This window comes from Glycomyces mayteni (genome assembly GCF_042428885.1).
Classification (GTDB): Bacteria; Actinomycetota; Actinomycetes; order Mycobacteriales; family Micromonosporaceae; genus Glycomyces; species Glycomyces mayteni.
Genome location: NZ_JBHMBP010000001.1, coordinates 358,805 through 372,666 on the forward strand (window position 1 = coordinate 358,805; position 13,862 = coordinate 372,666).

Below are 13,862 nucleotides of genomic sequence, written 5' to 3' on the forward strand. Positions count from 1 at the left end.
TGGGGATTCGTCGATGACAGAGGCTCGACAAGCCGTCAAGTGATCCTTAATCTAGAAACCGATATCTATCGAGCCGACAGAAGGACCCCGCGTGGCCGACCGACCGAGGGCGCTGCTCGCCATGAGCCCCGAGTTCCTCCCCCTCCTGTTCCCCGACCCCCTCATGCGCCGCCTGCGCGACGCGCTCGACCTCGACCCGGGCCTGGTCGCCCAGGACTTCGCCGACCCGGCCGTGCAGCCGGTCCTCGCCGAGGCCGAGGTGCTCGTGTCCAGCTGGGGCGTGCCGCGGCTCGACGCCGAGGCCCTCGCGAAGGCGCCGCGGCTGCGGGCCGTGCTCCACGCGGCCGGGACGGTGAAGTCGATCGTCGCCGAGGAGGGCTGGGCGCGGGGCCTGGCGGTCTCCTCGTCCTCGGGCGCGAACGCCCTGCCCGTCGCCGAGTACACGCTCGCCTCGATCCTCATGGCGGGCAAGGGGATCTTCAGCCTGCGCGAGGACTTCCGCACACAGCGGTCGTTCACGCTCGGACACGTCCACCCCGAGGTCGGGAACTTCGGGCGCACCGTCGGCATCGTCGGCGCCTCCAAGATCGGCCGCCGCGTCATCGAACTGCTGCGCCCCTTCGACTTCGACGTCCTCGTCGCCGACCCCTACCTGGACGGGGCCGAGGCCGCCGAGCTCGGCGCGGAGCTGGTGGACCTGGACGCGCTCGTGGCCCGCTGCGACGTCGTCAGCGTCCACGCCCCCGACCTGCCCGAGACCGCGAAGCTCATCAGCGCCGAGCGCCTGGCCGCCATGAAGGACGGCGCCGTCGTCGTCAACACCGCGCGCGGACGCCTGGTCGACACCGACGCGCTCACCGCAGAAGTCGCCGCCGGGCGCCTCTCCGCGGTCATCGACGTCACCCACCCCGAGCCGCTCCCCGCCGAGTCCCCGCTCTACGACCTGCCGAACGCCTTCGTCACCCCGCACGTCGCGGGCTCGCACGGCAACGAGCTGTCCCGCATGGGGCTGTTCATGGTCGAGGAGGCCGAGCGGTGGGCGCGCGGCGAGGACCTGGCCCACCGGGTCGACCCGGCGACACTGTGGCGGCAGGCCTGAGCAACCGATAGAAATCGGTATCTCTCATGAATTTCCAGTAAGACATGGCTAGAGATTGACCGTTCTGCATATCGAATGATACCGTTCTCTATCCCGTGACCAGCAATATCCCTCACCAGTATCAACGTTGATCAAGGAGGCCCCTCATGGCCGAATTCACCCGCCGCCGGCTCCTCGGAGCGGTCGGCGCCGCCGCCGCAGCAGCCACGGTCGGCTCCACCTCCGCCTGCTCCGACAACGCGCGCGGCGCCACCGGCGGCGACTACGACATCCCCACGTTCCAGGCCGCCCCCGAACTGGACGTGCAGCCGTACTTCACCAGTGGGACACCGGGAATGGAGTCGGTCTACACCGAGCCGGTGCAGACCTTCTTCAAGTCCGTGGAGCGCGAGCCCGCCTCCGGCGGCACCGTCACGAGCTTCCAGCTCACGTGGGGCGACCCCTCGACCCCGCTTGAGGACAACCCGTACTGGCAGGAGCTCAACGAGCGCCTCGGCGTCTCGTTCGAGCCGCAGTTCGTGCCCCAGCCGGTGTTCGACCAGAAGTTCGCGACGATGCTCGCCTCCGGCGAGGTCCCCGACCTGGTGTTCGTCAACGACCAGTCCGCAGTGAACCTCCAGGGCATCCGCGACGGCGCCTTCGCCGACCTCTCCGAGACCCTCTCGGGCGACAACATCCTCAAGTGGCCCAACCTGGCCGCGCGCAAGGAGGAGATCTGGAAGGCCAGCCTCAAGGACGGCCGCATCTACCAGATCCCCTCCACCGTCTGGGCGCTCACCAACCTCCCGATCGTGCGCACCGACCTCCTCGGCCAGACCTCGGTCGGCCTCGCGCCCGCCGACGCCGACCAGCTGCTCACCGTCCTCAAGGAAGTGACGGCGCTCGGCACCGGCCCCGGCGGCCAGCAGGTCTACGGCGTCAACAAGTACGAGCCCGTCATGTGGCGGCGCCTGTTCAAGGTCGGCCCCGACTGGCAGCTCGACGCCGACGGGGACCTGGTGCACGCCAGCGAGACCGAGAACTACAAGGCGATGCTCGAATGGCTCGCCCAGGCGTGGGGCGAGGCCGTGTTCGACCCGGTCGCCATGACCACCAACCCCGCCGACATCATCTCCGGCGCGGCCTTCACCTGGGAGGCCGTCGGCGCGATGTTCACCAGCCCGGACGGCCTGGCGCTCAAGGAGCACGACCTGCCCGGCGCGACCTACGACTACTTCGACCTGCCCGGCTTCGACGGCTCCGGTCAGCTCGTGGTCCGCAACATCCCCTACGGCCGCTCCACGTGCGTCTCCGCCAAGGCCGCGGAGGACGAGGAGCAGCTCCACCGCATCCTCGACGTCCTCGACTACCTCTCGGCGCCCTACGGCTCGGAGGAGGCCCTGTTCATCGGCAGCGGCATCGAGGGCCGCCACTTCGACTTCGACGAGAACGGCATCCCGATCCCCGACCCGGAGTACGCGACCGAGCTGGGCGTCCAGTACGTCGGCGTCGTCTCCGGCGACAACTCCTACCGCGGCCACCCGAACCAGGCGCCGTGGGCGGAGTCCTTCTCGCAGGTCATGGAGTCCATGGCGCAGCACTCGATCGACCGGCCGCTGACGGGCCTCGAAGGCGCCTCCGACACGTTCGTCGCCAAGGGCGCGCAGCTCCAGACCCTCTGGGACGACTACGAGCGCGGCGTCGTGACCGGCCGCGAGAGCATCGGCGACCTGGAGTCCTTCGTCTCCAACTACATGTCGCAGGGCGGCACCCAGGTCAAGGACGAGTACACCCGGGCGCTCAAGGACGCGTCCGAGTGAGCGTGAACATCGCCGCAAGCCCCGAGGCCCGCACCGCGCGGGCCCCGGGGCCCACCCCGCCCCGGAAGCCGAAGACCTCACTGCGCCAGCGCATCTGGCGCGAGCGGTGGACCTACACCTTCATCGTCCCCGGCGCGCTGTTCTTCCTGGTGTTCGCGTACGTCCCCATGCTGGGCAACGTGGTCGCGTTCCAGGAGTACACGCCGTTCCGCGGCATCGACGGCTCCCCGTGGGTCGGCTTCGCGAACTTCACCGCGATCTGGGGCGACCCCGAAGTGCTCATGGCGCTGCGCAACACCCTCGTCATCGCGGTGCTGCAACTGGTCTTCGCCTTCCCCGCGCCGATCGCGCTCGCGCTGCTGCTGAACTCGCTGATCTCCGACCGCGTCAAGCGCATGGTCCAGACCGTCGTCTACCTGCCGTACTTCCTGTCGTGGGTCATCGTCATCTCGGTGTGGCAGCAGGTCCTCGGCGGCGGCGGGCTCATCGCGAACCTGTTGGGGGACATGGGGGTGAGCGGGTTCGACGCGATGACGAACGCCGACACCTTCAAGCTCCTCGTCGTCGCGCAGGTGGTGTGGAAGGAATGCGGCTGGGGCACGATCATCTTCTTCGCCGCCATCGCGGGCATCCCCAACGAGCGGTACGAGGCCGCGGCGATCGACGGCGCGACCCCGTGGCAGCGGACCTGGCACATCACGCTCCCGGCGCTCGTCCCGGTCGCGACGCTCCTGCTCATCCTCAACATCGGCTCGATCCTGACGGTCGGCTTCGAGCAACTGCTCCTTCAGCAGCCGATGGTGGGGGCCGAGGCGGCCGAAGTGCTCGACACGTTCGTCTACTTCCGCGGCGTCCTCGGCGGCCAATGGGGCATCGCGACCGCCGCCGGACTCCTCAAGGGAGTCATCGGCACCATCCTGGTCCTGTCCGCCAACAGGATCGCCAAACGCCTCGGCGGAGAGGGGATCTTCTGATGACCGCACTCGCACAGCAGCGCCGCCACGGCGCCCCGTGGATGAGCCCGCCCTCCCCGTGGGTGCGCGCCATCAAGGCCCTGGTCATCGCTTTGATCGTCATCACCATGCTCTACCCGCTGGTGTACGTCATCGCAATGAGCTTCGCCTCCCCGGCCCAGGCCCGCGCCGGAGTCTTCTTCCCGACGGAGTTCTCCCTCGACGCCTACAGGGCGATCTTCAACGGCGGCACGGTCACTCAAGGTCTCCAGAACTCGCTGTTCATCACGGTGGTCGGCACGGTCCTCTCCCTTACCGCGACTTCAATGCTGGCATGGGGCCTAGCGCGAACCCGCCAAGTCCCAGGAGCGAAGGCCGTGCTGATCCTGGTGCTGGCGACGATGTTCTTCAGCGCGGGGATCATCCCCAACTTCATGCTCATCAAGTACCTCGGCCTCCTCGACTCCACCTGGTCCCTGATCATCCCCGGCCTCATCTCGGCCTTCAACATGATCGTCATCAGGAACTTCTTCCAAGGACTCCCCGAGGAGCTCATCGAAGCGGCGCGCATCGACGGCGCGGGCGAATGGCGGATCTTCCTCCAGATCGTCCTCCCACTCTCCAAACCCGTCCTCGCCGTCATGGGCCTGTTCTACGCCGTCGGCTACTGGAACACCTACTTCAACGCCCTCCTCTACATCAACGACTCCGAGAAGTGGCCCATCCAGGTCGTCCTCCAGCAGTACGTCCTCGCCGGCGTCCAAATCCCCGGCGCCACCCTCACCGGCGACGCCCCGCCCCCACCCGGCGTCACCCTCCAGATGGCAGTGATCGTCCTCGCCACCGTCCCCATCCTCATCGTCTACCCGTTCCTCCAGCGCTACTTCACCTCCGGTGTCCTCACCGGAGCCATCAAGGGCTAGACCACCAAGGGGCCGAACACCGTTCGGCCCCTTTCCCCATGCCCTCCCTAAGTACCGCATCTTCGACATTCCCGTAGTAACCTCTAGTAGCCTCCCCACAACCCGCCCTCCCCCACCCGATCCCCAGGAGCCCCCGCATGCCCGACTCCCCCGGCTCCGGCGGCCAATTCGCCGCCGACCTCTACGAGCTCTACGAAGTCGCCCAAAACGACCTGCGCCCCCTCGCCGAGCAGTACAGCGCCCTCTCCTCCAAGGTCGATGAGACCGGCGCATGCAATCTCGACCCGATGCCAACCGGCGGCACCCTGGCGGGAGGGCAGCGTTCACTCCGTTCCGGCTCTGCCCTAGTGGCCCTTCGAGACGACGTTCAATACGCCTTCGCCCGCAGCAGCGAGAACATCGAGGCGGCGGCTGTGACACTCATCGACGTCACCGACAGCTACGCCGATACGGACGACGCGACCCGGGCCGATTTCGACTCCTTCCGAGCCGAGGACTTCCCCACCGGCCAGACGCAACCCCCGCCTCGGCCGCCGGTGTATCCGGAGGCGAGCGATCGCAACGAGCCCACCCCGAGAGACGACTGACCCGGACCACCGAGGAGCCCGAACACGATGGCAGAACGCTACACACTCGATCAACTCGAAGGTCACCTGTCTGAACTGGCCCCCAAGATCAGGGAGCTTCTTGCCCTTGAAATGGCCGTCGCCGATTGGAACGTGCTCACCGCGGCCGGCTCCATCGCCGGTGGTCCGAGCTTCCCGGTCTACTACGAGATCGCGCTTCAGAAAGTCGACGAGGCGTATCCCGGTGGGGGCCTGGACTTCCTCGGCAACCTCCCCGAGCGGACTCGCCGCATCGTCGAAATCGAACCCGAGCCCTTCCGGTCAGCCCAAGCCACCCTTGAGTCCGCCGCGCTGAGCATGGTCGATCTCGAAGGCGCGCCGGGGAACGTTCTGGGAAAAATCGGCAACTGGTACGGGGACGCCGCAGAGGCGTTCGAGGAGTACTTCTCGGCCTACGCTCCGGCGCAGTCGCGCCAAGCGGAACTCTTCGCCTCGGCGATCAACGCGTGCATGTCGCTCGACCTCGCGGTGACCGCTTCCATTGCAGCCGTCAAGAGCCAGATCGAAGGCGCTCTCGAACTCGCGCAGGGCCTCATCGACGGGTACTGGGCTGCACAGGCCGCGCTGACCGTAGCGGTCGGTGTCACCGTGATCGGCCTGGCGACCATGGGATTCGGATTGGCCGCGGCGGCCGGTGCCGCCGCGATCGCGTCCGCGGCAGGCGGCGGCGCGGGGGCTTTGGCATCCGGGGTCTACAGCATCCAGTCGGCCGAGAAGGAGATGTCGGCGAAGAACTTGGATGAGTTCATCGACGAGCTCAACAAGGAACTCACCAATGTAGAGCAGGCACTCGACACCGCCGACGAGGACATCTACACCGCGATCGACGCCGTCCGCAGCGAATGGACCATGCGGCAGATCGAGATTCCCGCACCGCCTGGTGCGGATGAGGTCGATACGGAGTCGTTTCACCATGAATCCTCCATCTAGCCCTGCACCATCACCCCGGGGATGGGCGCCGTGGTCTGTGCGGCGCAAGGCCCTCGCGGTCGGGGTGGTCGTCGTGCTGGCGGTGGTCATCGGCCTGATCCCGTGGCTGATGCGACTGAACCTCGACTACCGGTTCGCGCTGCCGGACACGTGGACCGAATCGTGCCTGGGCAGTGAAGCCGTCGCCGCGGACCTGATCGAATGGGAGGCGGCCCCCGAGGCCCAGCCCGAGGTTCGGACCGGAGGGTCGTCCCACCGGTATCAGTGCGAGTGGCGATGGCGGTCCGAGAGTGGCGGCGGGCAGCTTCTGGCCTTGACGATCGACGTGGACGACGACCGCGCCTATGGCGAACACGACCCGTCGATCGAATCGAGCCTGGGCCTCGGATCAGAGGACTGGTCGGCGGATTCGGACTCGCTCGACGGATGGGAGTACGGCCTCTGCCGTCAAGTCGACACCGGCCTTGGCACGACGCTCTACGAGTGCATCGCCTCCTCCAGCAACCTCAGGCTGACACTCGAAAGCAGGGACCTTCCGGGCGGGAACGGCTTCGAGGACAAGCTTTTCGGACCGGGAGCCGTCTCGGTCGAGGAGCTGACGGTCGAACTCGGGGAGCTGGTGCGGGAGACGTTCAAGCGTTGATGGGGGAAGGGGGCGCCCTTGGGTGAACACGCAGCGGGTGGGGCAGGCCGTACCGGACGTCGGGGGGTGTGCAGGATCGCCCATTTCTGCTGCGGCCCATAGGTTCTGATGATGAGAAGACACACGATTCCCGCCGCGGCCGCGGCGCTCGGCCTAGTAGGCGTGCTCACTGCCGCTCAGGTCGCCCCGGCCGCCGCCGGCCCGCCCCAGGACGATCTCGACGCCGCGGTCCTGGAGGAGCAGCTCGCGGCGTTCGCCGAGCTCACCGGTGGGTCGGCACTGGCCGAGGTCCGTGACGGGGGCGAGTCCTGGAGCGATGCGGCCGGGCTCCGCAGCCTCGAAGACGGTGCGCGCCCCGCGCGGCCCGGTGACCGGGTCCGCATCGGCAGCGTCACCAAGTCGATGGTGGCCGCGATCGTCCTCCAGCTCGACGGCGAAGGGGAACTGGACCTCGACGACCCGATCGGCGACCATCTCCCCGGCCTCCTCCCGTACGAGGAGGACCCGACGATCCGCCAGCTCCTCCAGCACACCGCCGGGGTCCCCGACTGGGTCGCCGTCGCCTACCCCGGCCTGGACGAGGGCGACCTCACCGGGCTCCGCGAGGACTACCAGAACCACTACCGCCCAGAGGAACTGGTCGCCATCGGCACCGGCGAGACGCCGCCGTTCGACCCCGGCGAAGGCTGGTCCTACTCCAACACCGGGTACGTGGTCCTGGGCCTGCTCATCGAGGAGCGCACCGGCCACACCCTCCGCCACGAACTGCGCGAGCGCATCTTCGAGCCCGCCGGCCTCGACGACACCTACCTCCCCCGCCCCGACAGCAACGGCATCCGCGGCGCGCACTCGGTGCCGTACGTCAGCACCGGCGACCCCGACGAGCCGTACTTCGACGTCACCGAAGTGTCGAACTCCCAGCTCGGCGCCTCGGGCGGCGTCGTCTCGACCGTCCACGACGTCAACGACTTCTACACCGCGCTCACCGACGGCACCCTCCTGACGGCCGCGCAGCTCGCCGAGGCCACCCGGTTCATCGACACCGGCACGGGCTTCGACTACGGGCTCGGCCTGGGCGGCGTCCGCCTCGACTGCCCCGGCGCACCCGGGCAGCTCTTCATCGGGCACGTCGGCGACGGCATGGGCCACCAGACCCAGACGTTCCACTCCCTCGACGGCGAGCACCGGATCACGTTGTCGTGGAACATCGACGACAAGCACGGCTACACCGACCCGGCCGCCTTCGGCCAGGCGTTGAACGACCTCCTCACCGCCGGACTGTGCGGCACCGGCACCGGGACAGGCACGGACACCGACGCCTAGCCCGCCGCGACCCCCGCCGACCGACGCCCAAACGCATTTCGCCGCCGTGCCAGGAGGACCCGAAGGTCCTGCGGCACGGCGGCGGGTGGTGCGGTTCGGCGGGAGGGGCTACGCGGCGAGAGCCTCGTTGATCTTGCGGGCCATCTCGGCGAGGGTGGGGCTCGGCGCGCCCTTGTGCGCCCGCTCGGCCGCGTCGATGACGACGCCGATCGTGTTGCGGAAGTTCTCGGCCTCGGCCGGGTCCTGCGCCTCCAGGAGCTTCACGGACTCCGTCAGCGCGGGGAACACCTCGTCGGCGAGGGCCGCGGTGGACTTGCCCTTGAGCTTGGCGCCCTTAGCGGAAGCGACCACGTGGCCGACCGCGCCGGTCGTGGCGTTCAGCGCCAGGGCCGCGTCGGTGGCGACCTTGTGGGCCGACCCGGCGATCCCGGCGGCGGCGAGGAGCGAGACGGTGCCCCAAGCGGCGGTGCGGATGGTGATCTCGTCCTGGGCGGTGATGTTGACGGTCATTTCGTGCTCCTTCAAGCGGTTCGTTTTCTCGGCGGTTCGCCTTGATGAGAGAACTATCGGCCGACCGCCTGACACGCCGCTGACACCGCACTGACAACCCACACGACCTGCAATTTCGCGCCTTGCACCGATCCCATACACTCCAGCGATGGAACTCCCCGGACCGCTGGCGAAATGGGCGCGCAAAGTCGACCGCGCCGAGCACGAGTGGGGACGCCGGGAAGTCGACTCCTGGGCCCGCACCGCCGAGTTCGCCCGCCCCTTCAGCTGGGGCGAAGCCGAGGCCGCCGTGCTCTCCCGCAAGTACGGGCGCCTGCCCGGCTCGACGGTGGCGCGCATGCTCGGCATCGTCGGCTGGACCGCGGTCCTGGTCATCGCGATCCCGCTCGCAGGAGCGCCGCTGATCGGACTCGCCCTTGTCGCGGTCGGCTGCAACGTGAGCGGCGCCGACGCCGCGCAGAGCTGGTTCTCCCTGGCGAACTTCGCCTTCGTGGTCGGGAACCTCTCCGCGTTCTCGATGCTCACCATCTGGTGGGAGACGCGCCGCCGCAGCACCCTCGTGCTGATCGTCAACGCAATCAACGTGATCGGCTCGGCCGGCGCGTTCACGCTGCTCGCCGTCTCCAGCGCGAGCGCGGAGTCCTGGCTCCCGGTCCTGATCCTCGCGTCGGGGCTGATCAGCGCCGTCACGCTGGTGCTCGGCCTCGTCTCGAAACCCGAAGGCCGGAGCCGCAGGCACTCCCGCAAGCCGCCCCGCCGCGGCCCGCGCGGCGACAAGCGCGCCCGCGCCCTGCGGGCCCGGCAGCGGCTCCTGGAGGTCGTGGTGCACCGCGGCCTGGTCAAACTCGATGAGGCCGACCTGATCCGCGTCGGCGAGTTCCCCCTCGGATACTGGTCGGAGCTCGACGGCCTCGACGAGCGCGAATGGCGCCGAGTCCTCGAACGCCGCCACACCGGCTGGCGCGACTTCGGCCCGCAGACCTGACGACCGGCGGACACCAAGGGAGACCGGCGATGCCGAAAGCCGCGGCGATACAGCCCAACGAGTGGGCGACCATCCATCCGAACTTCGAGGGCTTCGACATCGGGAGCCTCAACCGCGTCGTCACCGACTACGCCCACGTCGAACTGACGTTGGCGAAGCGCTGGTACCGCCGCACGGCCCTGGGCCGCGCATGCGCGGTGATCGGGCGGATCTTCACCGTGATCGGACTGATGGCGGGGGTCACGCTGGCGCTGGTGATGCTCACCGGCATCGACGCCGAAGCGCTGCTTCCCATCGCGTACATCGGCTCGGGCCTGGCCTGCGTCGCGGTGCTCGGCTTCCTCGTCCCCTGGGCGCTGACGCCGTACCGGCAGTGGGACCGCACGCTGTGCGGCATCTCGGTGATGATGATGGTGTGCGCGGTGCTGGCGCTCGGAGCAGTCATCGTCCGGGGCACGGCGGACATTCCCCTATGGACGGTAATCGTGCCGATCATCGTGCTGATCCTCGTCACGATCGGTGCAATCGTCGCAGACGTCCGCCTCCGCACCACTGGCAAACCGCCCGCGGTCGACCTCGGCTCGTTGTCGCCGAACGAGCTCGAAGTGCTCTTGAAGGTGCGGCACCGGGCCCTGCGCATTCTGCGCTCGCGCAACATCGTCGCTTACGCCGACTTCCGCGGGTTCGACGAGTCCCCGCTCGACACGCCTCCGGCGGCCGAATCCTAAGCGGGCCAAGCGGGCCGCGCGAAGAGGCCCGGCCGGGAGCCCACCTGCTCCCGACCGGGCCGTTGGGGAGGGCAAGGTCAGTCGGTATCGGGGTTGTCGATGAGCGCCTTGCAGCGCTCCAGGATCCACTCGCACCACGGGTCGCCCAGCCAGGTCGCGGCCCATTCGGGCACGTCCTCCGGGTCGTCGGTGAACCGGCAGCACTCGCGGGCGCCCACGCCGTCATCGACGTCCAGCAGGTACGCGATCATCTTCTGCGCCCGGCCGGGATGGTCGGGCCCGAGCCGATACAGCGTGAACACCGCCGGCCCCCTCCGGAAGTCCCCCAGGTACCCGTCCACGCCGGGCTTCCCGTCGGACCGGAGGTTGTAGGGCCCCTCGTCGCCGCTACCCATCGCAGAACCGCGCCCCGCCCACGATGTGCCTGCCCCGGTAGAACACCCGGAACGCCTGCTCCTCCAACCAGATCTTGTCCTGCGGCTTGAGCCGCGCCCAGTACTGCCCCCAGCTCGCCTTCAGGTCGCCGGAGTTCAGCCCGGAGATGACGAGGACGACGTCCTCGCGCGCTCCGGCGATCACCTGAAACGAGTCGGGCGCGTCCGCACTCGACGCGCGGACCGTATAGCTCCGATAGTCGTCTCGGAACGAGCCCCGCACCAATTCGGCCCCACCAGCCATGCTCGCCCTCCATTCAGGAGTGTCGGATATCCGATCGAACGGCGCCGGAAGGCCGACGCTCGCAAGAACGTTGGCTCGGCCTCCCGGCTTTTCCCACCAGACAGGAGCCGCTTCTGCGACCCCCGTGACTCCAAGTTAGGCGACGTTTCCGCTGGTAGCAACCCGACACGACCTGCTACTTCTTCTCCTGGGGACCCCCGTCAAAAATTTCCCCATAATTTTTTGACGCCCCTTACGGCCCAAATTCCTTGCACCGCAGCCCCTTACTCCAATGCCGCAGGTTTCGCAATAGGACCTCATATGTCATCATGATTGGCCAGCAGCGCCTTTCCCACCAAATGCGGGGTACATCTCATGGTCAAACCGACGCTCTCGAACTGGTACGGCATCCGCGACCTCACTGACTGCATCATCGACAGCGGGAAGTCGGATGCCGAAGTCGCTGAGGCACTGGACTACAGCCAACAGACGATCGGCAACTGGAAGAAGGGCAAGGGCCAGCCCTCAGTCGGCGATGTCCGCGAGATCATCACCCAGTTCGGAGGCGCGGACGAAGAGCGAATCCTGTACGTGCAGAAGGTGGTCCGCACCAAGAAGGCCGACCAGACCGGATTGGAGTTCGATCCGCGGTTCAATGCGATCCTCCTCCAGAAGGGGGAACGCCACTACAACTACGAGTTCACGTGGGAGGTAGATCGAATTCCCGGCCCGTTCCAGACAGATGCCTTCCACTACAAGGTTCTCCAGCCGCTCGAAGAGACCAGCGATGACGTCGCCAGATTCGGGCGCGGATTCAAGGAGCTTCGCCGCACGACCTTGGAACTCCGCGAAGCCCCCTTCCGATCGCAGACCGTCATCGGCGAGTCGGCGCTGCTCTGGCTGCGTGAGCTCGAAGCGGGCGATCGACGCGACCAGCTTGAGCTCTTGCGTGAATGGAATGCCCGGCCGAACTTCGAGATTCGGATCATGGCGAGATCACACACCCTGCGCGGGCACTTCGTGCTGTTCCTCCCCGAAGGGAGCCCGACCGCAGGTCCGGGATTCGTCTTCACCCAGATCCGTGATCGCACATCGTGCATCGAGGAACCAATGCGGGTGAAGTTGTACACTGGGCCGATCGAGCCGAATTGGCATCGTGCAACACCAGTGGAGGAGTACCTCGATGCAGAGCGCGACCGCTTGGCGTAAGAGCACCCGCAGCAGCGGCACCGATAACTCCAACTGTGTGGAGGCCCGTTCCACCGTTGGCGCCTTCCAGGTCCGCGACTCGAAGCTCGGCCAGGCCTCCCCCGTGTTCGACCTCGCGGCTACCGACTTCGTCGGCCTCCTCGACGCCACCCGCCGCGGGTAACGCATCCCGAAATTCCACGAGTAAGGGGCCCATCCTTCCGGATGGGCCCCTTACTCGTGCCTGCTAGATGGCATTGTCCATATAAGACTTGAGGACACGCCGCGACGAGGGGTTGACAAAATCAACAACCACTCCTCATGCTTGCACCGACACGTTCCGTGAACATGTCGCACCAACCGCATAAGGCGTTTGAGAGAAGCGCCGCCCAGTGGCTCACAGCTACCAACTTTGTTCCACCGGGCGGCATGACACAAGGAGAGTTACTTCCGATGTCGTTCACGACAGTACCGCAGTCGACCCTGCCCGAAAACCGCCCGACACCCACCCGGATGACCCTTTCGGGGTATCAATTCCGGACCGCCCCATACGACTCCCAAGACCCCGGCCCGTGGCTCTGGCGAAACTCCCCCACCTACCAGCGCGACACCCGCACAGGCCGCCACCGTCGAGACGAAGCCCCGGACCCGCTCCTCCAGACCCCCAACCACCAGGTCGTCGTGATCCGCGAACTCGCCTGGGCCCGCTTCCTCGAATCCTCGGCCCCGCTCGCCCAAGCCCACATCCCCACCCGCGCCACCCGCGCCCCACTTCGCAAACGCCTCACCCGAGCCCTCCGCATAGCCGCCGCAATCCTCCGCGGCGCCCCATCCCCCACCCCCGCACAATCCCGCTAGCCTTGCTGCATGCGAAAAGGCTGGGCGTGGACGGTATTCGGTGCCTTCGCACTCCACAACCTCGAAGAAGCCCTCACCGCCCCCGCCTTCTTCGAAAGCCTCCCGCCCAGCCTCCCCATCCCATGGCCCTCCGCAGCCGCCTTCCAACTCGCAACCGCGATCGTCACCATCCTCGGCCTCGTCTTGATCCTCTTCGCCATCCGCAGAGACCGCACCTGGCCGGTGACCACCCTCGCCACGATCATGCTCATCAACATCGCCATCCCCCACCTCCCCCTCGCCATCCTCAACGGCGGCTACGCCCCAGGCGTCGCAACCGCCCTCCTCCTCAACCTCCCAATAGACCTCCTCTGGCTCACAAAGTTTCGCAAACCCAAATAACCCCAACCAATCCCCGCGGGTGCGGGGCTTGCCCCGACGAGGACCTGTGGCTGCCGCTGGAGCCGGGCTCATCCCCGCGGGTGCGGGGCTTGCGTGACCTCGTCCTTGGTGCGTCCAGGGGCGTCGGGCTCATCCCCGCGGGTGCGGGGCTTGCGACTCGATGATCATCCGCGCCTCCAACGGCGAGGGCTCATCCCCGCGGGTGCGGGGCTTGCTGTATCGAGTACTGGCCGCTGGAAGACGACGAGGGCTCATCCCC

General features: G+C 67.6%; 16 protein-coding genes. 13 read left to right on the forward strand and 3 right to left on the reverse strand.

The genetic code is table 11. The annotated features are described in order from the left end of the window. The first annotated feature begins 91 nt into the window (after positions 1 to 91). The 8 genes from ACFFXY_RS01665 to ACFFXY_RS01700 all read left to right on the forward strand — a co-directional run bounded on the left by ACFFXY_RS01665 (position 92) and on the right by ACFFXY_RS01700 (position 8,296). Positions 92 to 1,099, forward strand: a complete 1,008-nt coding sequence (locus tag ACFFXY_RS01665; RefSeq protein WP_382345240.1) for a hydroxyacid dehydrogenase — start codon at positions 92 to 94, stop codon at positions 1,097 to 1,099. Positions 1,100 to 1,245: 146 nt separating this feature from the next. Then, positions 1,246 to 2,898, forward strand: a complete 1,653-nt coding sequence (locus ACFFXY_RS01670) for a type 2 periplasmic-binding domain-containing protein (RefSeq protein WP_382345242.1) — start codon at positions 1,246 to 1,248, stop codon at positions 2,896 to 2,898. Continuing rightward, the gene (locus ACFFXY_RS01675) at positions 2,895 to 3,872 is read left to right on the forward strand and encodes an ABC transporter permease (RefSeq protein ID WP_382345244.1); all 978 of its coding nucleotides are present in this window, start codon (positions 2,895 to 2,897) and stop codon (positions 3,870 to 3,872) included. The genes ACFFXY_RS01670 and ACFFXY_RS01675 overlap by 4 nt, the downstream gene beginning before the upstream one ends. Further along, a complete protein-coding gene (locus ACFFXY_RS01680; RefSeq protein WP_382345246.1) occupies positions 3,872 to 4,774 on the forward strand; it encodes a carbohydrate ABC transporter permease in 903 nt (300 codons plus the stop codon). The genes ACFFXY_RS01675 and ACFFXY_RS01680 overlap by 1 nt, the downstream gene beginning before the upstream one ends. Before the next feature lie 137 nt (positions 4,775 to 4,911). After that, positions 4,912 to 5,361, forward strand: a complete 450-nt coding sequence (locus ACFFXY_RS01685; protein ID WP_382345247.1) for a hypothetical protein — start codon at positions 4,912 to 4,914, stop codon at positions 5,359 to 5,361. Positions 5,362 to 5,388: 27 nt separating this feature from the next. Then, positions 5,389 to 6,330, forward strand: a complete 942-nt coding sequence (locus ACFFXY_RS01690) for a hypothetical protein (protein ID WP_382345249.1) — start codon at positions 5,389 to 5,391, stop codon at positions 6,328 to 6,330. Positions 6,331 to 6,367: 37 nt separating this feature from the next. Continuing rightward, complete coding sequence (locus ACFFXY_RS01695) at positions 6,368 to 6,973, forward strand: hypothetical protein (protein WP_382345251.1); 606 nt, start codon at positions 6,368 to 6,370, stop codon at positions 6,971 to 6,973. 111 nt (positions 6,974 to 7,084) lie between these two features. Beyond that, a complete protein-coding gene (locus ACFFXY_RS01700; RefSeq protein ID WP_382345253.1) occupies positions 7,085 to 8,296 on the forward strand; it encodes a serine hydrolase domain-containing protein in 1,212 nt (403 codons plus the stop codon). Positions 8,297 to 8,404: 108 nt separating this feature from the next. Here ACFFXY_RS01700 and ACFFXY_RS01705 read toward each other — a convergent pair whose 3' ends face one another. Next, the gene (locus ACFFXY_RS01705; protein ID WP_382345255.1) at positions 8,405 to 8,806 is read right to left on the reverse strand and encodes a hypothetical protein; all 402 of its coding nucleotides are present in this window, start codon (positions 8,804 to 8,806) and stop codon (positions 8,405 to 8,407) included. Positions 8,807 to 8,954: 148 nt separating this feature from the next. On the opposite strand from ACFFXY_RS01705, the gene ACFFXY_RS01710 reads away from it, so the two are divergent. Beyond that, positions 8,955 to 9,791 (forward strand): hypothetical protein, encoded by an 837-nt coding sequence (locus tag ACFFXY_RS01710; RefSeq protein WP_382345257.1) that lies wholly within the window; start codon positions 8,955 to 8,957, stop codon positions 9,789 to 9,791. A gap of 29 nt (positions 9,792 to 9,820) precedes the next feature. After that, positions 9,821 to 10,519, forward strand: coding sequence for a hypothetical protein (locus ACFFXY_RS01715; protein WP_382345259.1), 699 nt, complete (start codon positions 9,821 to 9,823; stop codon positions 10,517 to 10,519). 77 nt (positions 10,520 to 10,596) lie between these two features. Here ACFFXY_RS01715 and ACFFXY_RS01720 read toward each other — a convergent pair whose 3' ends face one another. Together ACFFXY_RS01720 and ACFFXY_RS01725 are read right to left on the reverse strand one after the other, a co-directional pair. After that, positions 10,597 to 10,914, reverse strand: a complete 318-nt coding sequence (locus ACFFXY_RS01720; RefSeq protein ID WP_382345261.1) for a hypothetical protein — start codon at positions 10,912 to 10,914, stop codon at positions 10,597 to 10,599. After that, positions 10,907 to 11,098, reverse strand: a complete 192-nt coding sequence (locus ACFFXY_RS01725) for a hypothetical protein (RefSeq protein ID WP_382345263.1) — start codon at positions 11,096 to 11,098, stop codon at positions 10,907 to 10,909. Before ACFFXY_RS01725 ends, ACFFXY_RS01720 begins: the two co-directional genes overlap by 8 nt. Positions 11,099 to 11,551: 453 nt before the next feature. Between ACFFXY_RS01725 and ACFFXY_RS01730 the strand changes: the two genes are divergently transcribed. From ACFFXY_RS01730 to ACFFXY_RS01740, 3 genes are all read left to right on the forward strand, one after another. Beyond that, positions 11,552 to 12,385 carry a Scr1 family TA system antitoxin-like transcriptional regulator gene (locus ACFFXY_RS01730; protein ID WP_382345265.1) on the forward strand — a complete coding sequence of 278 codons (834 nt, stop codon included), beginning with the start codon at positions 11,552 to 11,554 and terminating at the stop codon, positions 12,383 to 12,385. A gap of 37 nt (positions 12,386 to 12,422) precedes the next feature. Continuing rightward, complete coding sequence (locus tag ACFFXY_RS01735) at positions 12,423 to 12,548, forward strand: DUF397 domain-containing protein (RefSeq protein ID WP_382345267.1); 126 nt, start codon at positions 12,423 to 12,425, stop codon at positions 12,546 to 12,548. A gap of 683 nt (positions 12,549 to 13,231) precedes the next feature. Further along, on the forward strand, positions 13,232 to 13,603 hold the full coding sequence (locus ACFFXY_RS01740; RefSeq protein ID WP_382345269.1) for an HXXEE domain-containing protein: 372 nt from the start codon (positions 13,232 to 13,234) through the stop codon (positions 13,601 to 13,603). Positions 13,604 to 13,862: the final 259 nt, after the last annotated feature.